The sequence below is a fragment of the Sphingopyxis sp. genome (assembly GCF_050725655.1).
GTDB lineage: Bacteria > Pseudomonadota > Alphaproteobacteria > Sphingomonadales > Sphingomonadaceae > Sphingopyxis.
This window is the reverse complement of sequence record NZ_JBOHHT010000057.1, coordinates 1-20,932: the sequence shown is the minus strand read 5'-3', so window position 1 is coordinate 20,932 and position 20,932 is coordinate 1. Positions and strand designations below refer to the sequence as shown.

The 20,932-nt window shown below is 65.5% G+C and carries 22 protein-coding genes and 1 tRNA gene; 11 read left to right on the top strand and 12 right to left on the bottom strand.

All coding sequences use genetic code 11. The annotated features are described in order from the left end of the window. Positions 1 to 1,447: replicative DNA helicase (locus tag ACREBX_RS07945; protein ID WP_431561215.1), on the bottom strand; the 1,447-nt coding region annotated here is incomplete at its 3' end. Positions 1,448 to 1,574: 127 nt separating this feature from the next. Between ACREBX_RS07945 and ACREBX_RS07940 the strand changes: the two genes are divergently transcribed. The 8 genes from ACREBX_RS07940 (at position 1,575) to ACREBX_RS07905 (ending at position 8,391) form a co-directional block, all read left to right on the top strand. Further along, positions 1,575 to 2,072, top strand: a complete 498-nt coding sequence (locus tag ACREBX_RS07940) for a UPF0262 family protein (RefSeq protein ID WP_431561214.1) — start codon at positions 1,575 to 1,577, stop codon at positions 2,070 to 2,072. 2 nt (positions 2,073 to 2,074) lie between these two features. After that, complete coding sequence (locus ACREBX_RS07935; protein WP_431561213.1) at positions 2,075 to 2,830, top strand: GH25 family lysozyme; 756 nt, start codon at positions 2,075 to 2,077, stop codon at positions 2,828 to 2,830. Then, positions 2,827 to 3,276 carry a cytidine deaminase gene (locus ACREBX_RS07930; protein ID WP_431561212.1) on the top strand — a complete coding sequence of 150 codons (450 nt, stop codon included), beginning with the start codon at positions 2,827 to 2,829 and terminating at the stop codon, positions 3,274 to 3,276. Before ACREBX_RS07935 ends, ACREBX_RS07930 begins: the two co-directional genes overlap by 4 nt. Before the next feature lie 38 nt (positions 3,277 to 3,314). Continuing rightward, positions 3,315 to 3,869, top strand: coding sequence for a dCTP deaminase (dcd, locus tag ACREBX_RS07925; protein WP_431561211.1), 555 nt, complete (start codon positions 3,315 to 3,317; stop codon positions 3,867 to 3,869). 165 nt (positions 3,870 to 4,034) lie between these two features. Then, positions 4,035 to 5,756, top strand: a complete 1,722-nt coding sequence (locus tag ACREBX_RS07920) for a cellulase family glycosylhydrolase (protein ID WP_431561210.1) — start codon at positions 4,035 to 4,037, stop codon at positions 5,754 to 5,756. A gap of 71 nt (positions 5,757 to 5,827) precedes the next feature. Further along, positions 5,828 to 6,340: a DoxX family protein gene (locus tag ACREBX_RS07915; RefSeq protein WP_431561209.1), complete on the top strand. Its 513-nt coding sequence runs from the start codon at positions 5,828 to 5,830 to the stop codon at positions 6,338 to 6,340. A gap of 70 nt (positions 6,341 to 6,410) precedes the next feature. Continuing rightward, positions 6,411 to 7,583 (top strand): saccharopine dehydrogenase family protein, encoded by a 1,173-nt coding sequence (locus tag ACREBX_RS07910; protein WP_431561208.1) that lies wholly within the window; start codon positions 6,411 to 6,413, stop codon positions 7,581 to 7,583. Positions 7,584 to 7,590: 7 nt separating this feature from the next. Next, complete coding sequence (locus ACREBX_RS07905) at positions 7,591 to 8,391, top strand: acyl-CoA thioesterase (protein WP_431561207.1); 801 nt, start codon at positions 7,591 to 7,593, stop codon at positions 8,389 to 8,391. On the opposite strand, the gene ACREBX_RS07900 is transcribed toward ACREBX_RS07905, so the two are convergent. The 6 genes from ACREBX_RS07900 to ACREBX_RS07875 all read right to left on the bottom strand — a co-directional run bounded on the left by ACREBX_RS07900 (position 8,382) and on the right by ACREBX_RS07875 (position 14,558). After that, on the bottom strand, positions 8,382 to 9,737 hold the full coding sequence (locus ACREBX_RS07900; RefSeq protein WP_431561206.1) for an ATP-binding protein: 1,356 nt from the start codon (positions 9,735 to 9,737) through the stop codon (positions 8,382 to 8,384). The two genes, ACREBX_RS07905 and ACREBX_RS07900, sit on opposite strands and share 10 nt — an antisense overlap. Continuing rightward, positions 9,734 to 10,468 carry a response regulator gene (locus ACREBX_RS07895; protein ID WP_431561205.1) on the bottom strand — a complete coding sequence of 245 codons (735 nt, stop codon included), beginning with the start codon at positions 10,466 to 10,468 and terminating at the stop codon, positions 9,734 to 9,736. The genes ACREBX_RS07900 and ACREBX_RS07895 overlap by 4 nt, the downstream gene beginning before the upstream one ends. A gap of 151 nt (positions 10,469 to 10,619) precedes the next feature. After that, positions 10,620 to 11,210, bottom strand: coding sequence for an EF-hand domain-containing protein (locus ACREBX_RS07890; protein ID WP_431561204.1), 591 nt, complete (start codon positions 11,208 to 11,210; stop codon positions 10,620 to 10,622). Positions 11,211 to 11,425: 215 nt separating this feature from the next. Next, positions 11,426 to 11,653: a hypothetical protein gene (locus tag ACREBX_RS07885; RefSeq protein WP_431561203.1), complete on the bottom strand. Its 228-nt coding sequence runs from the start codon at positions 11,651 to 11,653 to the stop codon at positions 11,426 to 11,428. A gap of 152 nt (positions 11,654 to 11,805) precedes the next feature. Further along, on the bottom strand, positions 11,806 to 14,082 hold the full coding sequence (locus ACREBX_RS07880) for a penicillin acylase family protein (protein ID WP_431561202.1): 2,277 nt from the start codon (positions 14,080 to 14,082) through the stop codon (positions 11,806 to 11,808). Between the two features lie 302 nt (positions 14,083 to 14,384). Continuing rightward, on the bottom strand, positions 14,385 to 14,558 hold the full coding sequence (locus tag ACREBX_RS07875; RefSeq protein ID WP_082521313.1) for a DUF1328 domain-containing protein: 174 nt from the start codon (positions 14,556 to 14,558) through the stop codon (positions 14,385 to 14,387). Positions 14,559 to 14,800: 242 nt separating this feature from the next. On the opposite strand from ACREBX_RS07875, the gene ACREBX_RS07870 reads away from it, so the two are divergent. After that, complete coding sequence (locus ACREBX_RS07870) at positions 14,801 to 15,304, top strand: FKBP-type peptidyl-prolyl cis-trans isomerase (protein ID WP_431561201.1); 504 nt, start codon at positions 14,801 to 14,803, stop codon at positions 15,302 to 15,304. On the opposite strand, the gene ACREBX_RS07865 is transcribed toward ACREBX_RS07870, so the two are convergent. The 3 genes from ACREBX_RS07865 to ACREBX_RS07855 form a co-directional block, all read right to left on the bottom strand. Next, on the bottom strand, positions 15,217 to 16,020 hold the full coding sequence (locus ACREBX_RS07865; protein WP_431561200.1) for a hypothetical protein: 804 nt from the start codon (positions 16,018 to 16,020) through the stop codon (positions 15,217 to 15,219). The genes ACREBX_RS07870 and ACREBX_RS07865 overlap by 88 nt on opposite strands. Before the next feature lie 86 nt (positions 16,021 to 16,106). Next, positions 16,107 to 16,409 carry a hypothetical protein gene (locus ACREBX_RS07860; protein ID WP_431561199.1) on the bottom strand — a complete coding sequence of 101 codons (303 nt, stop codon included), beginning with the start codon at positions 16,407 to 16,409 and terminating at the stop codon, positions 16,107 to 16,109. A gap of 205 nt (positions 16,410 to 16,614) precedes the next feature. Further along, positions 16,615 to 16,688, bottom strand: a tRNA-Gly gene (locus ACREBX_RS07855). A gap of 101 nt (positions 16,689 to 16,789) precedes the next feature. Between ACREBX_RS07855 and dinB the strand changes: the two genes are divergently transcribed. Next, positions 16,790 to 17,917, top strand: a complete 1,128-nt coding sequence (gene dinB / locus ACREBX_RS07850) for a DNA polymerase IV (protein WP_431561198.1) — start codon at positions 16,790 to 16,792, stop codon at positions 17,915 to 17,917. Here the strand turns inward: dinB and ACREBX_RS07845 are convergent. Both ACREBX_RS07845 and ACREBX_RS07840 read right to left on the bottom strand, forming a co-directional pair. After that, positions 17,910 to 18,380, bottom strand: coding sequence for a hypothetical protein (locus tag ACREBX_RS07845; protein ID WP_431561197.1), 471 nt, complete (start codon positions 18,378 to 18,380; stop codon positions 17,910 to 17,912). The genes dinB and ACREBX_RS07845 overlap by 8 nt on opposite strands. A gap of 57 nt (positions 18,381 to 18,437) precedes the next feature. Further along, positions 18,438 to 20,033 carry a peptide chain release factor 3 gene (locus tag ACREBX_RS07840; protein WP_431561196.1) on the bottom strand — a complete coding sequence of 532 codons (1,596 nt, stop codon included), beginning with the start codon at positions 20,031 to 20,033 and terminating at the stop codon, positions 18,438 to 18,440. A 77-nt stretch (positions 20,034 to 20,110) separates the two neighbouring features. Between ACREBX_RS07840 and ACREBX_RS07835 the strand changes: the two genes are divergently transcribed. Further along, positions 20,111 to 20,749, top strand: a complete 639-nt coding sequence (locus ACREBX_RS07835) for a hypothetical protein (protein WP_431561195.1) — start codon at positions 20,111 to 20,113, stop codon at positions 20,747 to 20,749. Positions 20,750 to 20,932: the final 183 nt, after the last annotated feature.

Sequence of the window (20,932 nt, the reverse complement as noted above, 5' to 3'; positions counted from 1 at the left end):
CGAAGTGCAGGCGCACCTTGCCGGTCGAACCGTGGCGTGATTTCGCGATGATCACTTCGGCAAGGCCGAAGACGCGCTCCATCTCGGCGGCCCACTCTTCGTGCTGCGCGTGGATTTTGACATCGTCGCCTTCCATCGGGCGTTTGGGCTCGCGCGAGCCGACATAATAATCCTCGCGAAACACAAACAGGACCATGTCGGCGTCCTGCTCGATCGAGCCGGACTCGCGCAAATCCGACAACATGGGCCGCTTGTCCTCGCGGCTTTCGACAGCACGGCTTAGCTGCGACAGTGCCATCACAGGTACATGAAGTTCTTTCGCCAGCGTCTTCAGACCGCGCGAGATTTCCGAAATTTCCTGTACGCGATTGTCGCCGCTCTTTGATGTGCCCTGAAGCAGCTGCAAATAGTCGACGACGATGAAGCCGATGCCGTGCCGGCGCTGGAGGCGCCGCGCGCGGGTGCGCAGGCCCGCGATCGTCAACCCCGGCGTATCGTCGATGAACAAGGGCAAGGTCTGCAGCTGCTGCGCCGCGCGGCTCAATTGCTGAAACTGCTCCTTGCTGATCTTGCCCATGCGCAGCGCCTCGCCCGACACCCCCGATTGTTCGGCGAGCACGCGCGTCGCGAGCTGATCGGCGGACATTTCGAGGCTGAAAAAGGCGACCTTCGCGCCCATATTCTTCTCGGGAGGGATGCCGTCGTCCTCGTCGCGGCGGAAGCGCTCGGCGGCGTTATACGCGATATTGGTCGCGAGCGAGGTCTTGCCCATGCCGGGACGCCCGGCGAGGATCATCAAGTCCGAATTGTGCATGCCACCGATCTTGGCATTCATGCTCCCGATGCCGGTCGTGATCCCCGACAGGTGACCGCCCGAATTGAGCGCGCGCTCGGCGGCTTGCAGCGCGGTGAGGCTTGCCTGGTTGAAGCTTTTGACCGATCCCATTTCGGCCTCGCCGCCCGCGACGCGGTAAAGCGCGGTCTCGGCTTCCTCGATCTGCGCCTGCGGATCGACGCGTTCGCTGGTGTCGAGCGCATTCTCGACGAGTGTGCGCCCGACCCCCGCCAGCTCGCGGAGCAAGGCAAGGTCGAAAATCTGGCGCGCAAAGTCGCGCGCGCCGATCAGGCCGGCGCCGCTGCCGGTCAATTGTGCGAGATAACCGACACCGCCGACCGCCTTCATCGCCTCGTCCGCCTCGAAAAAGGGCTTGAGCGTTACCGGGGTCGCGATGCTGTTGCGCTCGATCAGCGCCATCGTCTGCTGGAAAATTCGGCCGTGGAGCGGTTCGAAGAAATGCTCGGGGGTCAGCGCCACCGGCAAATCCTCGACGACTCGGTTGTCGATCAGGATCGCGCCGAGAAACGCGGCCTCGGCCTCGATATTACGCGGCATCTGGCGCTCGTCGCCACTGGCGACGGCGGTCGGGATAAGGGCTAGTTCGGGCATCGCTGTCTTCATGGGCCGGTCCCCGAGGCGGCGCAACCGGCGATGTCGCCCAGCATATCATAACTGTGGAATGCTGTGAATAAGTCGACTTGCCCTTCGCCCCCGGCCAAGTAGAAGCACGGACAGCATGAGCGACGCAGACCCTTCGAAACAGCGGATCATTTCGGTCGAACTCGACGAGGGGTCGATCGTCTGGCGCAATCCCGACGTCGAGCAGGAGCGTCGCGTCGCGATCTTCGACCTGATCGAAGACAATAAATTCGTGCCGCAGCGCGGGCATGAGGACGGCTATGCCGGCCCCTATCGCTTGATGCTGCGTGTTGAGGATGGCCGCCTCATCTTTGAAATCTCGCGCGAAAATGGTTCGCCGCTCGAGGCGATCATCCTTGGCCTCGGGCGCTTCCGCCGCCCGATCCGCGACTATTTCGCGATCTGCGACAGCTATTATCAGGCGATCAAGACCTCGACCGCGCAGCAGATCGAAACCGTCGACATGGCGCGGCGCGGCCTGCATAACGAGGCGGCCGAGATGCTGATGGACCGGCTCGACGGCAAGATCGCGGTCGATTTCGACACGGCGCGAAGGCTGTTCACGCTCATCTGCGTGCTGCACATCAAGGGCTGACGATGGCGACGGGGGCAATCAGGGGCGGAAAGGTCGCGAAGGCCGCCGGCGCGTGGCGCGCCGCGATCGCGCGCCTGCTACGCCGGATCGGCGCCGCGATCGTGCTGCTGCTCCTCGCCGCCGGCCTCGCCTTGTGGTGGGCCGCCCGCTGGACCCCCGACCGCGCGCTCTATCCGACGCAGGGCGTGACGATCGACGAAGGCAACGGCGACGTCCATTGGGGTTCGATCAAGGCCGCGGGCGCCGATTTCGCCTATATCATGGGGACCGACGGATCGGCCGCGGTCGACCCGAAGTTCGCGCGCAACATGACCGCAGCGCGCGAAGCAGGGGTGCAGGCGGGCGCGATCCACCGCTACAGCCTCTGCCAGCTTGCGACCGACCAGGCCGCCAATTTCATCCGCCACGTACCGCGCCGCACCGACGCCCTCCCCGCAGTCGTGTGGCTCGATTATGACGATCGCTGCCCCGACCGCCCGACGCGCGCGCTCCTGCTGTCCGAACTCGCCACTTTTCTGGCGCAGATCGAGGCGCATATGGGCAAGCAGAGCGTGATCGCGCCCGGTCCGGCGTTCGAGAGCGATTACAAAGTGACGCAGGGCATCGCGCGCACGACGTGGCTGCGGCGCGATTTCTTCGAACCCGATTATGGCGCGCACCCCTGGGCGATGTGGCAGGCGAATGATTATGTCCGGCTGTCAGGGGCCAGCGGCACCGTCGGCTGGAACGTGCTGCGCCCGCGAGGAGAGATGCGATGACCGAGGACCGTGATGCCCTGATCGACGCCGCGCGCGACGCCGCGCGCCGCGCCTATGCCCCCTATTCGGGCTTCCACGTCGGCGCGGCGCTGCTGCTCAAGAACGGCGATGTCGTCACCGGCGCCAATATCGAAAATGCGAGCTACGGCCTCACTCTCTGCGCCGAAACGGCGGCGGTGGCGAAGATTGCCAACGAAGGCTGGATCGGCGAACTCGCCGAGGTCGCGATTGTCGGCGGCCGCCCCGATGGCGATGCCCTCACCGGCAGCGATCCGGTCACCCCCTGCGGCCGCTGTCGCCAGATCCTCAACGAAGCCGCCGAGCGGTCGCGGACCGACATCCTCGTCCATTGCGCCTCGGGCGACGGCAGCGCGGTCAAGACCTACAAGCTCAGCGAGCTGCTGCCTGCGGCTTTCGGGCCAAAGGATCTCGGCCTCATCGACTGACCGCTTGCGCAAGCCCCACAGGACCGACAAGAGACACCATGGCCATTCTTTCCGACCGCTGGATTCGCGAAGCCGCCCAAACGCAGGGCATGATCGAACCGTTTGTCGAGGCGCAGCGCCGCGACGGCTGCATCAGCTACGGCCTCTCCTCCTACGGCTATGACGCGCGCGTCGCGCCCGAATTCAAAATCTTCACCAACGTCGACAGCACGATCGTCGATCCCAAGGATTTCAACCCGAAGAATTTCGTCGACCGCGAAACCGACGTCTGCATCATTCCGCCGAACAGCTTCGCGCTCGCACGCACGGTCGAATATTTCCGCATCCCGCGCGATATACTCGTCATCTGCCTCGGCAAGTCGACCTATGCGCGCTGCGGCATCATCGTGAACGTCACGCCGCTCGAACCCGGCTGGGAAGGCCATGTGACGCTCGAATTTTCGAACACCACCCCCCTGCCCGCCAAGATTTACGCCAACGAAGGCGCGTGCCAGTTCCTCTTCCTGCAGGGCAACGAGCCGTGCGAGACGAGCTACGCCGACCGCGCCGGCAAATATATGGGGCAAAAGGGCGTCACGCTGCCCAAGCTTTAAGTGGGCTAAAAACTCGTCATTGCGAGCGAAGCGACGCAATCCAGGGCGGTTTACGCAAGCTCTGGATTGCCGCGTCGCCTTCGGCTCCTCGCAATGACGAAGATCGGTTGCGCGCGGCCTCAAAATTGATAACGTTCCCATAACTCAAAAAATGGGGATGAGGCCATGAACTTCCGCAACGTCGCACTCGCGCTCGCCGCTTTGCTTTCCTCCACCACCGCGCGCGCCGAAGGCTTTCTGAAGGTCGAGGGCACGCAGATCGTCGATGCCTCGGGCAAACCCGTCATCCTGCGCGGCATGGGACTTGGCGGCTGGATGTTGCAGGAAGGCTATATGCTGAAGCTCGGCGAAGTCGGACAGCAGCATAAAATCCGCGCCAGGCTCGTCGAACTCGTCGGTGAGGAGCGTACCGCTCGATTCTACCGCGCCTGGCTCGACAACCATACGACCGACGCCGACATCGCCGCGATGGCGAAATGGGGCTTCAACTCGGTGCGCCTGCCGATCCATTTCGACCAGCTCACCCTGCCCGCCGACAGGGAACCCAAAGCCGGTGAGGACACATGGCACGAGGAGGGTTTCCAGCGCATCGACCGCCTGCTCGCGTGGAGCAAGGCGAACGGCATCTATCTGATCCTCGACCTCCACGCCGCGCCCGGCGGCCAGGGCAACGACCTCGCCATCTCCGACCGCGATCCGGCTAAACCGTCGCTGTGGCAGAGCGAGGAGAACCAGCGCAAGACCGTCGCCCTGTGGACCAAGCTTGCAGCGCGCTACAAGGATGAGCCGTGGATCGGCGCTTACGATCTCATCAACGAGCCGAACTGGAGCTTCGCGACCCCCGGCAAGGGCAACGGTTGCGATGAGACCGAGAATAGGGCCGTCTGGAGCCTGCAACAGCGGATCACCGCGGCGATCCGCAAGGTCGACAAGCGGCATATCGTGATCATCGAGGGCAATTGCTGGGGCAATAACTATAAGGGTCTGCCCGCGGCGTGGGACGTCAATATGGTGCTGAGCTTCCACAAATATTGGAACCGCAACGACGAAGCGAGCATCGCCGAAATCAAGGCGCTGCGCACCAGCACTAACCGCCCGATCTGGCTCGGCGAATCGGGCGAAAACAGCAATGGCTGGTTTCGCGACGCGATCGCGCTCGTCGAGGGCGACAGCATCGGCTGGAATTTCTGGCCATTGAAGAAGATCGGCTTCAACCAGCCGCTCGAGGTGGTCGCCGGCGACGGCTGGATGCAGATCGTGGCGTGGATGACCGGCAAGGGACCCAAGCCCGCCGCCAATGACGCCTTTGCCGCAATGATGCAGCTCGCCGACAACACCCGCTTCGACAAGAACATCCCGAAACCCGACGTCATCGACGCGATGTTCCGCCAGCCCCGCGATGCGAGCTATCGTCCCTTTGCCGCCCGCACGCTGGACGCAAAACCACTGACCATCGCCGCCGCCGATTACGACCTCGGCCCTCCGGGCGTGGCCTATCGGGATACCGTCGACGCCAACTATCACGTCGCAACGGGGGGCGAGCGGACGCCGTGGAACAATGGCACGACGTACCGCAACGACGGCGTCGATATCGCACGGGGCGCCGACGGCGCGCCCTATGTCAGCGATTTCGTCACCGGTGAATATATGCGCTACAGCGCCGACGTCGCAAAGGCGGGGCGCTGGACCGTCACCGCGCGCGTGCGCTCGGCAAAGGGCGGGCGCATCGGCATCGACGAACGCGGCGCCGCCATCCCCGCGGGCACCGCATGGCAGGTCGTTAAGCTTGCCGATGTCGAGCTGCCCGCCGGGCCAGGGGCCGCGACGCTTCGCGCGATCGACTGCAGCGACTGCGAGGTCGCCGCGCTGGTCTTCACCCCGCGCTAGGCCGGAACCCATCGCCATCCCAAGCGTCCTGTCTGCACAAGCGGACGGGGCGCGCTAGGGAAGGAATGCCCATGTCCATGATCGCTGTCTTCATCGGCCGCCTGTTCATCGCCGTGATTTTCATCGTGTCGGGGATCAACAAGCTGATCCATGTGTCCGACACCAGCGCGATGATCGCTACCTCCGGGCTGCCCGGCGGCCTCGCCATCCCGGTCGGCCTCTTCGAACTGATCGCGGGAATCTGCATCGCGCTCGGCATCGGCGTGCGGCTGGTGTCGATCCTGCTCGCGGGCTTTGTTCTGGCCACCATCCTCTTCTTCCACCGCGAGTTCACCGACCCGGTGCAGGCGATGGCGGCGATGAAGAATCTCGCAATTGCGGGCGGTCTGCTCTGCCTCTTCGGCTATGGCCATACGCGCTGGAGTTACGACGCGCTGCGCGCACGTCGCCGCGACGAGCTTGCTACGCATCGCGCGCAGCAGCATGCGAGTGATGCCGAACTCCGCGCCGCACGCGCCGAGGGCCGCGCAGAAGCGATCGGGACGCCCGTAACGGTGGAAAAACGCCCCTTCTGGCGCCGCTAGACCTTCGTGCTTGGCAAGCTTCCCCGCCTGCGCTAGCCTCCACTTAACGTTTACGTAAAGGGAGGATGGCATGGCGGGGACCCGCGAGTTCGACATCATCGTCTATGGCGCGACCGGTTTCACCGGGCGCCTCGTCGCCGAATATCTCAGCGTCCATTATGCGGGCCGCAAGGGCGCGCCGAAATGGGCGATGGCGGGGCGCAGCGCCGACAAGCTTGCCGAGGTTCGCGATCTGATCGGTGCGCCAAAGGACACCCCGCTGGTCATCGCCGATGCGAGCGATCCCGCGAGCCTCGATGCGATGGCGGCGCGCGCCGAAGTCATCCTGACCACAGTCGGCCCGTACCAGCTTTACGGCAACGAACTCGTCACCGCCTGTGTCAAGGCGGGCACCGCTTATGCCGACCTTTGCGGTGAACCCGGCTGGATGCGCGACATGATCGACGAGCATCAGGACTCCGCGAAAGCATCGGGTGCGCGCATCACCTTCAGCTGCGGCTTCGATAGCATCCCGTTCGACCTCGGCGTCCATTTCCTGCAGGCCGAGGCGGTCAAACGCCACGGCAAACCCGCGCCGCGCGTCAAGGGCCGCGTTCGCAAGATGGCGGGCGGCGCCTCGGGCGGCACGATCGCCAGCCTCACCGAAACGCTGAAGGCGATCGCGAAAAAGCCGTCGCTCGCGCTGTTGCTCAAATCCTCCTTCGCGCTCACGCCGGGGTTCGAAGGCCCGTCGCAGCCGACCGGGCTGATCCCCGAATATGACAGCGCGACCGGCACCTGGACCGCCCCCTTCGTGATGGCGCCGATCAATACCAAGAATGTCCATCGCACCAATTTCCTGCTCGGCCACCCGTGGGGCGCGGACCTAATCTATGACGAGATGGTAATGACGACGATCGGCGACGCAGGGAAAGCGATGGCCGAAGCGATGGCGAAGGCGAATCCGTTCGGGGACTCCCAGCTCAAGCCCGGCGAAGGGCCGAGCAAGGAAGAACGCGAGAACGGCTTTTACGACATCCTCTTCATCGGCGAATATCCCGACGGCACAACCGTGCGCGCAAGCGTCAAGGGCGACCGCGACCCCGGCTATGGCTCGACGTCGAAAATGCTTGCCGAAACCGGCATCGCGCTACTTGCGAACAAGGGCGAAGGCGGTGTGTGGACCCCCGGCGCGCTGCTCGGCGACGCGCTGATCGAACGGCTGACAGCCAACGCCGGCCTGACCTTCCAGATCGAGGACTAAGACCAAGATGACGACCTCTCCCAGCGCGCTCGACGCGCTGCTCTCGACGCTGCGCACCGAAGAGGGGGTGGCGAAGGCGCATATCGACGAAGGATGGATGCAGGGCCGCACGGCCTATGGCGGGATCAGCTCTGCGGTCGCGCTCGCCGGCACGATGGCGCTCCACCCGACCGAAACCCCGCTGCGTTACGCGCAGATCAGCTTCGTCGGCCCGGTCGGCGGCGATTGCACCGTCGATACGCGCGTACTGCGCCAGTCGAAATCAAGCCTGTTCATCGACGCGGGCGTATCCAGCGACCAAGGCTTCGGCACCGCTGCGGTCTTCGCCTTTTCGGGCGACCGCAAGAGCCACCTCGACCATGATCGCCTGTCGATACCCGACGCACCCGCCCCCGAGACGCTGGCGCCGGTGCCCGAACATCACGCGCGGCCGCCCTTCACACGCCATTTCGACATGCGCCCGACCACCGGCCCGCGCTTCGGCTGGAAAAGCGAGGTCGGCGAATATCTGACCTGGGTGCGCTTTGTCGAAGAGCCCGCGTGCCATCCGGCGGTCGCGCTGCTCGCGATGGGCGACGCCCTGCCCCCCGCGGCGATGGCGCTGTTCAGCGAATTCGGGCCGATCAGTTCGATGAACTGGACGGTCAATATGCTCACCGGCACGCCGACGACCGACGACGGCTGGTGGCTGCTTTCGGCCAAGACGGGCTATGCGCGCCACGGCCTGTCGGTGCAGGACATGATGCTGTGGAACCGCGCGGGCGAGCCGATCCTCAACGGCAGTCAGGCGATCGCGATCTATGCCTGAACCGGCAGCGCGATCGCCGCATCGAGCCCGCCGCCGGCGCGGTTGGCCAGCGTCAGCGCCCCGCCCTCGCCCTCGGCTATATCGCGCGCGATCGACAGCCCCAGCCCGGCACCGCCGGTCGCGCGGTTGCGCGATTGCTCCCCGCGCGCAAAGGGTTCGATCAGCGTCCTGATCTGCTCGTCGGTCAGGCCGGGGCCATCGTCGGAGACGATAATCCGCGCCTGCGTTCCGTCGGTCACAACCGACAACCGCGCCCGCGAGCCATAGGCAATCGCATTGTCGGCAAGATTGCGCAGCGCACGCTTGAGCAACATCGGCCGCGCCAGCACGGCGGCGTCGGCAATATCGCCGATTTCGACATCCTTGCCGCGCTCCTGATAATCGGCCGCGAGTTCGCCGATCAATTCGCGCAGCGGGATGCGCTCCCGCGCCTCGGTTCCCGCCCCCGACCGCGCCAGCGCCAAAATGTCGCTCAGCATCGCGGTCATTTCCTCGATGCTCGCGATCATCTTGTCGCGCAGCACATTGTCCTCGACCTGCTCGACGCGGACGCGGAGGCTGGCGAGCGGGGTGCGCAAATCGTGGCCGACGGCGCCGAGCATCCGGTCCTTGTCCGACAGCATCCCCGAAATACGGCCGCGATAGGCGTTGAACGCGGCGATCAGGTCGCGCACGTCCGACGGCCCCTCTTCCTCCAGCGGCTCGGCATCGCGCAGCGCCGGATTGGCGCGCGCCGCGCGCGTCAGATCACGCAGCGGCCGCGCCGCGCGATAAGCGATCAGCATGATCGGCACGAGCAGCAACAGATAGAGCGAGAGCGTCTGCCAGACGAGGAAACCCTGCAACCGGTTGCCGCCCGCCGCGATCCGCGTTCGCACCGCGAAATAGCGCCCGCCGACCTTCGCGACGACGATGACGGCGCGGTCGGGAAAGGCGGGTCGGCGCAGCCGTTGCCGCTCGCGGGGCGGAAGCGCCCATGCATCGACCATGGCGGCTGGAATATTGGTCTCGCCGAGCAGACCTTCGACATAGGCGGCGAGGTCGGGCAATCGAACGGCGCCGACGGGCATCGGGGGCGGCTGATCGGAGATCACCAGTTTCTCCGCGCGCTCGCGCGCCTCGTGCCGCTCGCGTTCGTTGCGCGGCCGCCTGAAGTCGCCGCGCCGGTCGCGCTCGATCGCATCGATGAGCCGCGCGACGGCCATGCCGCCGCCGTGCGCAAGCACCTGCTGTTTCTGCCCGCGCGACAGCAGCACGAAATTGATCGCTTGCGCGACGAACAGCATCATCGCGACCGCAAAGACCAGCTGCCCGATCAGGCTTTTGGGCCACAGGCGCAGTTTCACGCCGCAGGACCCATCCGCCTGACTTCGCACGCGAGCGTATAGCCCCCGCCCCACACCGTCTTGACGATCTGCGGATGCGCCGCGTCGACCTCGATCTTCTTGCGCAGCCGGCTGACCAGATTGTCGATCGCGCGGTCGAAAATATCGGCCTCGCGCCCGCGCACCATGTCGAGCAGCCGGTCGCGGCTCATCACCTGCCGCGGATGGCGGACGAGCGCGTGGAGCAGGTGATATTCGCCCGACGACAGCGCGACCTCATTGCCTTCGCCATCGATCAGCACGCGTTCGACTTCGCGCAGCACCCAGTCGCCAAAGGCATAATAGGTGCCGCCCGGATCGAGCGCCCGCCCGCCCTGTTGCGTGCGGCGCAGTACGGTGCGGATGCGCGCGACCAGCTCGCGCGGGTTGAAGGGTTTGACGACATAGTCGTCGGCGCCGATCTCCAGCCCGATGATCCGTTCGGTATCCTCGGCGCGCGCGGTCAGCAGGATGACGGGGATGCTGCTCGTCTCGCGCAAATGGCGGGTCAGCGACAGCCCGTCCTCGCCCGGCATCATGATGTCGCTGACGACCAGGTCGACGCCCTGCGCGCGCAGCACCGATCGCGCCTCGGCGGCGCTCGCGACATCGGTCACCGCAAAGCCCTGCGCGGTCAGATATTCGCCCAGCGGCTCGCGGATCGAGGGTTCGTCGTCGATCAGCAGGATGCGGGGCGTGTCGCTATCGGTCATCGGGTTTCCGTTAAAAATAGGGTCAGAACCCAATAGTTCGCCCACCGGCCGCGGGGGCCGATGGGCGATAGCTGACAGGGACCGGCGCCAAAGGCAATGCCGGGAGGGGAGGAAGGCTCTACGCTTTGCCGCCGAGCCCCTGCCAAATGGCTTACTGGTTCGTGGGAGCGGCCGGAGCCGCACCGCGCTTGGCGCGCCATGCGCCGCGCTGGGCCTGACGTTCCTCAGCGGTCACCTGACCATCCTTGTTCGCGTCGGCAGCGTCGAAACGCGCGAGCGCCGCGGTCTGGAATTCGGCCTGGCTGATCGCCTTGTCGCCATCGGTGTCGGCCTTGCCCATCATCATGCCATGATGGCCGCCGCGCTTGCCATGACCGCCGCGCATGCCGTGGCGCTTGCCCTCGCCGGCTTCACCGGCTTCGGAGCGCTTTTCACCGCGCTCGGCGCGCTTGGCGGCACGATCGGCACCATGCTTGTCCCATTCGGGCCTGCTGATGCTGCCATTGCCGTCGGTATCGAGGCTGGCGAAGATTTTCGCCTGCCGCTCGGCACGCTGCGCGGCGCGGTCGGTGGCGTCGAGCTTGCCATCCTTGTTCGCGTCCATTTTGGCAAACAACTGCGTGGCCTTGGCCTGTGCCTCGGCACGGGTCTGTACGGCATTGCCGTCGGCGCCGGGCGCGGCGAGAACGGGCACGGCCACCAATGCGGCGGCGAGCGTAAAGAGCGAGATTTTCTTTTTCACGTAACGAACTCCTTCATGGGGTCTATCCGAAGTATGAGCCGGATCCCGATGAAGCCGTTCTAGGCGCCGTTTGTCCCAGCGACGTGCCGGATCGGCGGAAAATTGTCGCAAATTGTCGCAAAAACCGCCTGCCGTTCATTTCGCGGCAAAGCGGCGGACGCGTGGCGGCCACGCGCGCCCAAGGGAACGCGTGGCCGCCGCCGTCACATGCCTCTTTACGGGCTGACGGGCGAATCGTCGTCTTTGTCGGCGACCAGGATGATCGCGCCGATGCCGACCAGCAGGCCGACAAGGCCGATGATCCAGCTCGAATTGCCCTCAAGTTCGTTTTGGCCGTCCAAGCCCGACGCAGCGCGCGCTGCGGTCGCAGCCGATGCGGCAACGGGCGCGGCGATCAAAGACGCCGCAGCGAACGATATTGCGAGTTTCCTTAGCATGGCCATGTCATTCTCCGTCCAAGGGAAATCTACCCTGTCCGCAGCAACGTGCCGCGGCACCCATCGATCCGCCGCGATCGAGGCCGCGCCTTCGGTTCGCCCCCGAATTGACACGGGTTGGAGAAAATGGGAGCGCGCCGCGCCCTGCTACGGCGTCGTCACTCCTTGATCCGCACCGGCTTGCCGGCCGCATCGGCGGCAATTTCCGCCTTGCCGAAGGGCAAGCGATGCCATTTCTTTTCCGAATAGAGATGCGTCTGATCGGCGAAATGCGGTGAGGCCGGATCGGGCGACTGCGAATAGCTGAGCACCGCATCGGCCACGGGACCGGCGTTATCGAACCCGACGATCTGGATATAGCTCGACCCGTGATACGGCGTGATGCCGCCCGGAACGGGGTTCGATGCCTGGAAGTTGAGCACGCCAGCGGCGCCCTCGCCGCCATGCACCGCGATCCGTTCCTTGCCGCGCGGCGCAAACTGGACATCGCCCCAGCGCGCGTCGAGCGCGATTCCCTCCTTGTCGAGCTCTGCCGCCCCGGCACCCAGCGCGGCCAACAGCTTCGTCGCGGTGTCGCCGGTCGTCACCATGTCGCGCGGCGTATGAACGGGATCGGCGACGTCGAACTTTACGCCCCACAGATCGGGGATGCGGCTCGCCGCTTTCCAGAAGATGGTGAACAGATAAGCGCCGCGGCTGTCGACGTTGAACCGGCGGTCCCATCCTTCCAGCGCCTTGCAGCCGCGCGCAACGTCGGGCTTTCCGCGGCAGAGGTCGAGCAATCGGTCCATCGCCAGCTCGGCGGCCAGGCTCTTGTTGGCAAAGGTCAGTTCCTTCGCCGAGGCATGATCGACCTTGACCCCCGGCTTGCCGCCCTCGCCGTTCAGCATGCGATCGAGTTCGATGAAGTTCGACCGCGTGCGCAGCGACAAGACGCTCTCCGCGCGGCCGAGGATCGGCGACAGCGGCGCGTGCGGCACCCCGGCGTTGCTCATCCAGTAACTGTCGTTGCTGTTCGCGACATAGTCGCGCCGCGCATAGACCGCCTGCGACGCGGCGGGCATCATCCCCGGAACGGGCGTCCCCGACGCAACGTCCCAGTCGCACGACGATCGCGCGCCGTCGAGCAGGGTCGCGCGCTCCGCGGCCAGCGCCGACAGCGGCGTCGCGCACGCTTTCATCTTCTCCGCCGACAGGTTGGGAACCACCGTCACATCGGCGTGGAGCGCATCGCCGTTGCGGTCGGCAGCGATCGTGTTGACCCAGGGGATGCCCAGCGTTTCCTCGACCGCTGCCCGCACCTCGCCGACATTGCGTGCCTGCGCGATGCGCACCCATGTGCCCAGCGCGCGCTGGTTGCCCTTGTTGCCCTCGCGCACCGCAAAGGCGGTGGTGGCATTCCACCCGAGGCCCGACGCGGGCAAAACCACCAGCGGGCCATAGCGCGTCGAATAGAGCGTACGCGTCGCGGGGGCGGCGCCGCCGCCCATCGGCACGCTGATCGTCCGTGCGACCATTTTCTCCGACTTGCCGTCGACCAGATAGGCGGTGGGATCCGACGGGTCGATCTTCAGCTGGAACAGCGTCGAATGCCGCGCCGCGGTCACCGTATGCGTCCACGCGACGTCGCGATTGAAGCCGAGGATCGGAAGCGGCGAACCGGCGATCCCGACCCCCATGACGTCGAGCTTGCCGGGCACGGTGACATGCATCTGCCAGAATCTGTTCGGCCCGGTCCACGGGAAATGGGGGTTGCCGATCACCATGCCGCGGCCGCCGGCGGTCACATCGCCGCCGAACGCCCAGCCGTTGCTGCCCATGACCACGTCATCCCGGCCGGGCAAGGCGTCACCCGGACGCATGGCGAGCGTGCCGCCCGGCGGCGCGGCATTGGCGATGCCGCTTGCCAGCGCGAGCGTCCCGAGGATCATGTTCTTTTCGTTGAGCCGCAGCAGGTCGTCGGTCGTGATCGGCCGCACCCACGCCTTGCCGCGGCATGCCTCGGGCACGCCCTCGGGGCCGATTTCGCGCAGCCAGCGATTATAGCCGGCGACATAGCCGTCGGTCGTCAGCGCCACTTCGCGCCCCTGCGCCTTGGCACCCGCGCGCAGCCGCGGCAGGTCGATAACCGACCGGAAAAAGAAATCGGACGACAGATTGTCGACCGGGGCAAAACCCAGCACCGCCTTGGCTTCGGGGCCGAAATGCAGCGACCGCTCGCCCGCGACCGTCGCGAATTCCTCGGCGATCATGCACAGATTGTCCTGCGCATAGGCATAGCCGACGCCATAGCCCGCGCCGCGCCAATCCTTTGCCATGATATGCGGAATGCCGTAACTCGTCCGGACGATCGTCGCGTCGTAGCGGTCTTTCGCCGCCGCCGGCATCACCAGCATCGCGCCGGCGAGCGCCGCCGGTATCAGATATTTCGACATCGATCCCCCTGTCGGCCCGCGGCCGCCGTTCCTTGATTTGACGCGCGGTAAGTGACGGATTCGCGAGGCGAAATCCAGCGCCATTTGGGCGCCGAGCCATGAACCAACGGCATAGGATCGGGAACCGGGTAGCCCGCCGGCCCGCCAGAACCAGGCCAGAAACAGGTAAGCCCCGTCGCATTTCTGCGGCGGGGCTCCCTAGGTTCCGTCCGAAAACAGGAACCAGATTCTACCTTCTCTTTCGATCGAGTAGATCAGTGAAACGCCGCAGGTCCGACTTGGTTCCGCGGCGTTCGATTTTTTTACGTGATCTTTCGCGCCGCGGCCGACCCGAGGATCAGGAACAGGACAACGAGCGCAAGACCGACGAAGAACAGAATCTTGGCGATCCCCGCCGCCGCACCCGCAACACCGCCAAAGCCGAGCACCGCCGCGACCAGCGCGATCACCGCAAAGATCAAAGCCCATTTGAACATCTGACGTCTCCTTCGATTGTCCAGAGCAGGACGCACGGCACCGGCTTCGAAGGCCCGCGAACCGGGTCTTTCGAATGACGAAACGGCCAGTGGCCGCGCCTCAAGTCTCTGATTGATGTGTACGAAGGTGAAACGACGGATGCCGGCGAAGGTTCCTGCCCGCTCCTCCATGTCCCGGCCAATAGGCTATTGCCTATTCGGCCCGCGATGCGTTTATGCGTGCAACGATCGAGGGAGTTTTCATGTATCTATCGTCTTTGAACCGGCTGCTCGCGGCGGCCGCATTTGCCTGCTGCATTCCGGCGTCCGCCTACGCCCAGCAAGGCGACGCGCCGTCCACCCAGGGCACCGCCTATCTCAACAAGCAGATGGCGGCGCTCGCCGAACGCCACGGCGCCGACGGCTGGCGCGTGACGCCGAGCGGGCTGCGCTGGCGCCGGGTCGCGGGCGACGGCAGCGGCGCGCACCCCGCCCCCACCGACCAAGTCACCGTCCATTATGTCGGCACCTTTGCCGACGGCCGCGAATTCGACAGCTCGGTCCGGCGCGGCGAACCGACGAGCTTTCCGCTGGGCCGCGTGATCGAAGGCTGGCAGGAAGGCGTCGCGCTGATGGGCGTCGGCGACAAGGTCGAACTCGCGATCCCCTGGCAGCTCGCCTATGGCCCCGACGGCAAGGGCCCGATCCCCGGCGGCGCGACCTTGCTCTTCACGGTCGAGCTGCTCGGCGTCGAACCGGCCGGATAATCGATCGGGGCCTCGGCGCCTCGGAAAGCGGCGGCATCGGGGCGCGGCTGGACGTGCAGGCGCGGAAAGACCGCCTCGAGCGGCTTGGTGTCGGGCAACACATAGACATATCCGCCCTTTTTCTGGAAAAGCGGGCGAACGCTCTTGTTGTACAACGCCAACGGGACGTTGATGCATCCGAATGTGATGCGGTTGTCGTCGATGCCGGGCGACAGCATCCGCTGGCGGCGGCGTTCCTTCTGGCTCCCCTTCGGGATCGGGTGAAGCGCCACCGACGTGGCATAATCGACCCACAGCACCCTCTGCCGCCCCGCCGCCATCCCGAATTTCGCCAGAAAGCGCCCGGCGGGCGTGGTTCGCTCGGCGGGGCCGATCTCGGCGAGATCCTTCGATCCGATCCCTGGGGTGGCCTCGTCGCCAAGCGCAACACCGATCAAGACCGGAGCCCGGCCGAGCAATTTTCCTTTGGCATCGAACAGGAACAGCGACGCGGCGGGCTTGTCGATGATGATATACGGCAAGGCGCCATTATCGCCGGACGCGGCAACCCAATCGGCGACCCGCGTCGCGGCCTCGGAGCGAATTGCCGCATCCCCGGTTTCGGCTCCATTGCGCTGCGGCACTGCCGGTCCCGACGCTGGCGGCGGCTCCGCCGATCGCGCGGACACGGAAACGATCAGCGCAAATCCCGCAAGCGCCACGAAGACTTTGATCATAGGTCGATGCACTCGAATGAAGGGCGCCGCCGCCCGCAAGCGACGGCGCCGAAAATCACGGTCTCAGCAATTACAGCCGCGCCGCGTCAATTGCGCGGCCGCTTCTGCTGCGCCTGCTGCATGCGCTGCTCGATACCATCGACGCGGCCGTTGAGCTGATCGAGGCGCTGGCCATTATTCTGTGCCTGCCCCGATGCGGCCTGCGCTTCGGTCAATGCCTGCTTCGCGGTGGCGTCGGTCGCCTGCAACTGCGCTTCGAGCGCATCGACGCGCTGGCTCACGACGGCGACCTGCTCGCGCACGAAGCCTTTGGTCGCACAGCCGCCCAACCCCAGGGAACCGGCCAAAATCACAACCACGGGTGCTAGTTTTTTCAGAGACGGGGACATAGGAATTCTCCTGATCGTTAATGCCCCCCACCCGGCCGGTCCAAGCCGAGCGACGCCGCGCAAACAACGCGATTCTGTCCGGCTGTGCATCGGTTCAGGTAGATGGATAACGCCGACATGTTGCGGCGGGTTCCGGAGTCTTACCGGCGAAAAATGGCGGCCAGCCGAAGCCAGGAGTTGTCGCATCATCGATCGGTGATTTTGGTGGAGCGGGTAGCGGGAATCGAACCCGCCTAGCTAGCTTGGAAGGCTAGAGCATTACCACTATGCTATACCCGCATCGCCAAGGTCGGCGGCGATTGCCATTTTGCCACCTGTGCGTCAAGCGTCTCGTCAAACGCATCGTTGAGAACATCATGGCAACATGCTAGAGATACGACGTGCAAGACGGCGACGATCATGGATCTGATGGCGGCGCGGACACCCCGGTCCGCAAGATCATCCACGTCGATATGGATGCCTTTTACGCCTCGGTCGAACAGCGCGACGATCCGTCGCTGCGTGGGCTACCCGTCGCGGTCGGGGGTTCGTCGCGGCGCGGGGTCGTCGCCGCCGCCAGCTATGAGGCCCGCAAGTTCGGCGTTCGCTCGGCGATGCCCAGCATCACCGCGAAGCGCCAGTGCCCGGGCCTGATCTTCGTCCCGCCGCGCTTCGAGGTCTATCGCGACATCTCGCACCAGATTCGCGCGATCTTCCGCGACTATGCCGACGAGGTCGAACCGCTGTCGCTCGACGAAGCCTATCTCGACGTCAGCGCCGACAAGGCGGGTCTCGGTAGCGCCACCGCGACCGCGAAGCTGATCCGCCAGCGCATCCGCGAAGAAACCGGCCTCACCGCCTCCGCGGGCGTCTCATATAATAAATTCATTGCAAAGCTCGCATCGGACCAGAACAAACCCGACGGCATCACGATCATCCCGCCAGGCAAGGGCGCCGCCTTCGTCCAGACGCTCTCGATCCGCCGCTTCCATGGGATCGGCCCGGTGACCGCCGCCAAAATGGAAGGGCTCGGCATCTTTTCGGGCGCCGACCTTGCCGGAAAGGACCCGATGTGGCTCGCGACACATTTCGGCAACAGCGCCGAATGGCTCTTCAACCTCGCGCACGGGATCGACCATCGCCGCGTCAAGTCGAACCGCCCGCTGAAATCGCTGGGTGGCGAACGGACCTTCTTCAACGACCTGATCACCGACACCGAGATCCGCGAGGCGCTCGCGCATGTCTGCACCGTCGTCTGGGACCGCGCGGCGAAAAAGGGCGCGCGCGGGCGCACCGTGACCCTCAAGCTGCGCTACGCCGATTTCCGCACGATCACACGCGCCAGATCGGTCGCCGCGCCGATCCTCGACGGCAATTCGCTGCTCGCCGCGGGCGAAGCGATCCTCGCACCCCTGCTCCCCACCGAACAGGGCATCCGCCTGCTCGGTGTGACCTTGAGCAAGTTCGAGGGCGAAGAGGATGACGAGGAGGACGCCGCCGCGCCCGCCGACCTGCTCAGCCTTATCTAGCGACCAGCGCCGGGACGAAACGCCGCATCGCCGCCTGCATCTTGGGCGACAACGAAGCGAAGCTGCAGCGGATCAGTGTATCGTCCATCACCTGAATGCCCTCGGGCCCCGGCGCGCCGGTACGCAGCATCATGCGATCGGGCGACAGCGACTTCACATGGAAATAGCCCGCCCCCTCGGTCGGGCCGAGTTGCATGGTGGTGAAGCCATCGTTCAGCGCCGTGGTGCGCCCAATCGCCTCCAGTTCGGCGACCGGCCCCATGCTCGCGTTCGGCCCGTAATAATAGACCGCGCCCCAGCGCTTGCCGTCATAGGCATAGCCGTTGGTCACCGACGCGCATTTGTCGGTCGCATTGATCCAGAAGCCCTTGTCGATCGGCATGCTGATCGGCAGCGCGATCGTCTGTGCCGCCGCCGGCGCGCTGCCCGCCATCGCGGCGAGCGCCCATATCCATCCGCGCATCGATACCCCCACCTCTGCCGAAAAGTGACGTCATGGTGGCGGAATTAAGCGATGCGATCAACCCGCGTCGGCGAAAACGCGTTCCTTGGTCGCGGTGAAGCGGATCGCCGGGTGCCGCTGGGTCACATAGCCGACTTCCCACGCATCCTTCGCCATGAACACCGGCGCGCCGTCGCGGTCGGTGGCGCTGGCGCCGCGATGGTCGGCCTGGAACGCCTTCAGCGCCGCCGCATCGTCGCTCGCGATCCAGCGCGCGGTTTCCCACGGCGACTGCTCGAGCTTTGCCTCGACCTTATATTCGGCCTCTAACCGGCTGATCAGCACTTCGAGCTGGAGCTGGCCGACGACCCCGACGATCATGTTCGCCCCGATTTCGGGATAAAAGACCTGGATGATCCCCTCCTCGGCCATGTCGTCGAGCGCTTTGCGCAGTTTCTTGGTCTGGGTGGGATCGACGAGCGCGACGCGGCGCAGCAGTTCGGGGGCGAAATTCGGCAGCCCGGTGATCGTGATGTCGGTGCGCTCGGACAGCGTATCGCCGACACGCAGCGTGCCATGGTTCGGAATGCCGATGATGTCGCCGGGAAAAGCCTCTTCGGCCATTTCGCGGTCCTGCGCCAAGAACAGCATCGGGCGGCTGATCGCGATCGCCTTGCCCGTCCCGCCTTGCATCAGGCGCATGCCGCGCTCGAACTTGCCCGAACACAGCCGCATGAAGGCAATGCGGTCACGGTGCGCCGGGTTCATATTCGCCTGCACCTTGAACACAAAGCCGGTGACGGCCTCGTCATCGGGCTGCACCGGCGCGGGCTCGGCGGGTTGCGGCTGCGGTCCCGGCGCATGGTTCGCCAGCGCGGTCAGCAGGTCGACGACGCCGAATTCCTTGAGCGCCGATCCGAAATAGACCGGCGCCAGATCGCCGCCTCGGTATGACGCCACGTCGAACGGCGCATAACAGGCCGACGCCAGTTCGGTTTCTTCCTTAAGATGCGCCAGCCCGTCCGCCGACAACTCCGCCGCCAGCGCCGGATCGCCCAGACCCGCGACCTTGGCGCGGTGCCCTTCGTACATCCGCGATGCATCGCCGCGGGGCTTCATGATCGCCGGATCGACAAGGTCATAAATGCCCTCGAACTGCCCACCCATGCCCGCGGGCCAGTTCATCGGGCACACGTCGAGCGCCAGCCGCTCGGCGACTTCGTCGAGCAGCTCGAAGGGCGGCAGACCTTCGCGGTCGACCTTGTTGATAAACACGATGATCGGCACCGAGCGCAGGCGGCACACTTCGAACAGCTTGAGCGTCTGCGGCTCGATGCCCTTCGCGGCGTCGATCACCATCACCGCGCTGTCGACAGCGGTCAGCGTGCGATAGGTATCTTCGCTGAAATCCTCGTGTCCCGGCGTGTCGAGCAGGTTGAAGACCAGCCCCGCATGTTCGAAGGTCATCACCGACGAGGTCACCGAAATCCCGCGCTGCTGCTCGATCTTCATCCAGTCGGATCGCGCGCGCCGCGCCTGCCCACGCGCCTTGACCTCACCCGCGATGTGGATCGCGCCGCCCGCGACGAGCAATTTCTCGGTCAGCGTCGTTTTACCGGCGTCGGGATGCGAGATGATGGCGAAGGTGCGGCGGTCGGGATGCTTCTGGGACATGGCGCGGGCGCCTAGCAGGTGGGGCGGGATGTGGAAAGGGCTGGCGTCCGCGCGCCCATCGCCGCATGATCGCCGCCATGCGCACCCTGCTCCTCGCCGCCGCCCTGATCGCCGCACCCGCCGCCGCGCAGGATTCACCCTTCGTCGGCGAATATAGCCTCGCGGAAGGGCCCGACGTCGGCGGCGGGCTGCTGATCCGGGGTGACGGCCGTTTTCAATATATGCTCGCCGCGGGCGCGCTCGACGAGCAGGCCGAGGGCCGCTGGGAGGTCCGCGGCGACATGGTCTGCCTCACCACCGATCCCAAACCGGTGCCACCTGCGATGGTGAAGGGCGCGCCGATCGAAGTCGAGGGCGCCGTCCCCACCCTGCTCGTCACCTGGCCCAACGGCAAAGGCATCCCCGGCGTCGATTTCACGATCGGCTTCGACAGCGGCGACCCAGCCGAGGATTACACCCAGGTTTATGGCTGGACGATGCCCGAGGACGACAACCGCATCCCGCGCTGGGTCGAAGTGCGCGAACCGATCCACGGCGTCACCGCGCCGCGCTTCGAACTGACCGAAGCCGATGATGGCAAGCTGCGCGTAACCATCGTGCCGAACGACATCGGCGTCGTGAATTTCGAAGGCGCCTGCGCCGAAAAGACCGAACGCGGCCTTACGCTCCACCGCGCCGAGGGCGATATGCGGTTTGTGCGACTGGGCGGAGAATAGCGACGGCTTTGGGTGGGAAGCGGACGTTCCTTTCCGTCATCCCGGGCTTGACCCGGGGTGACGTCGTTTGGGTTGGCAACGTCCGCTTTCGGTCGTTTTCAGACCTTCGTCACCCCGGACTTGATCGGTGACTGTCCCTTTCGAACATGTAGCTGTTCCCCGGCGAAGGCCGGGGTCCAGAGC

Excerpts from the sequence above, each read along its gene's own strand:
- ACREBX_RS07940 (WP_431561214.1), top strand. The coding sequence starts at position 1,575 with ATGAGCGACGCAGACCCTTCGAAACAGCGGATCATTTCGGTCGAACTC.
- ACREBX_RS07935 (WP_431561213.1), top strand. The coding sequence starts at position 2,075 with ATGGCGACGGGGGCAATCAGGGGCGGAAAGGTCGCGAAGGCCGCCGGC.
- ACREBX_RS07930 (WP_431561212.1), top strand. The coding sequence starts at position 2,827 with ATGACCGAGGACCGTGATGCCCTGATCGACGCCGCGCGCGACGCCGCG.
- dcd (WP_431561211.1), top strand. The coding sequence starts at position 3,315 with ATGGCCATTCTTTCCGACCGCTGGATTCGCGAAGCCGCCCAAACGCAG.
- ACREBX_RS07920 (WP_431561210.1), top strand. The coding sequence starts at position 4,035 with ATGAACTTCCGCAACGTCGCACTCGCGCTCGCCGCTTTGCTTTCCTCC.
- ACREBX_RS07915 (WP_431561209.1), top strand. The coding sequence starts at position 5,828 with ATGTCCATGATCGCTGTCTTCATCGGCCGCCTGTTCATCGCCGTGATT.
- ACREBX_RS07910 (WP_431561208.1), top strand. The coding sequence starts at position 6,411 with ATGGCGGGGACCCGCGAGTTCGACATCATCGTCTATGGCGCGACCGGT.
- ACREBX_RS07905 (WP_431561207.1), top strand. The coding sequence starts at position 7,591 with ATGACGACCTCTCCCAGCGCGCTCGACGCGCTGCTCTCGACGCTGCGC.
- ACREBX_RS07895 (WP_431561205.1), bottom strand. The coding sequence starts at position 10,468 with ATGACCGATAGCGACACGCCCCGCATCCTGCTGATCGACGACGAACCC.
- ACREBX_RS07885 (WP_431561203.1), bottom strand. The coding sequence starts at position 11,653 with ATGGCCATGCTAAGGAAACTCGCAATATCGTTCGCTGCGGCGTCTTTG.
- ACREBX_RS07880 (WP_431561202.1), bottom strand. The coding sequence starts at position 14,082 with ATGTCGAAATATCTGATACCGGCGGCGCTCGCCGGCGCGATGCTGGTG.
- ACREBX_RS07875 (WP_082521313.1), bottom strand. The coding sequence starts at position 14,558 with ATGTTCAAATGGGCTTTGATCTTTGCGGTGATCGCGCTGGTCGCGGCG.
- ACREBX_RS07870 (WP_431561201.1), top strand. The coding sequence starts at position 14,801 with ATGTATCTATCGTCTTTGAACCGGCTGCTCGCGGCGGCCGCATTTGCC.
- ACREBX_RS07865 (WP_431561200.1), bottom strand. The coding sequence starts at position 16,020 with ATGATCAAAGTCTTCGTGGCGCTTGCGGGATTTGCGCTGATCGTTTCC.
- ACREBX_RS07860 (WP_431561199.1), bottom strand. The coding sequence starts at position 16,409 with ATGTCCCCGTCTCTGAAAAAACTAGCACCCGTGGTTGTGATTTTGGCC.
- ACREBX_RS07845 (WP_431561197.1), bottom strand. The coding sequence starts at position 18,380 with ATGCGCGGATGGATATGGGCGCTCGCCGCGATGGCGGGCAGCGCGCCG.
- ACREBX_RS07840 (WP_431561196.1), bottom strand. The coding sequence starts at position 20,033 with ATGTCCCAGAAGCATCCCGACCGCCGCACCTTCGCCATCATCTCGCAT.
- ACREBX_RS07835 (WP_431561195.1), top strand. The coding sequence starts at position 20,111 with ATGCGCACCCTGCTCCTCGCCGCCGCCCTGATCGCCGCACCCGCCGCC.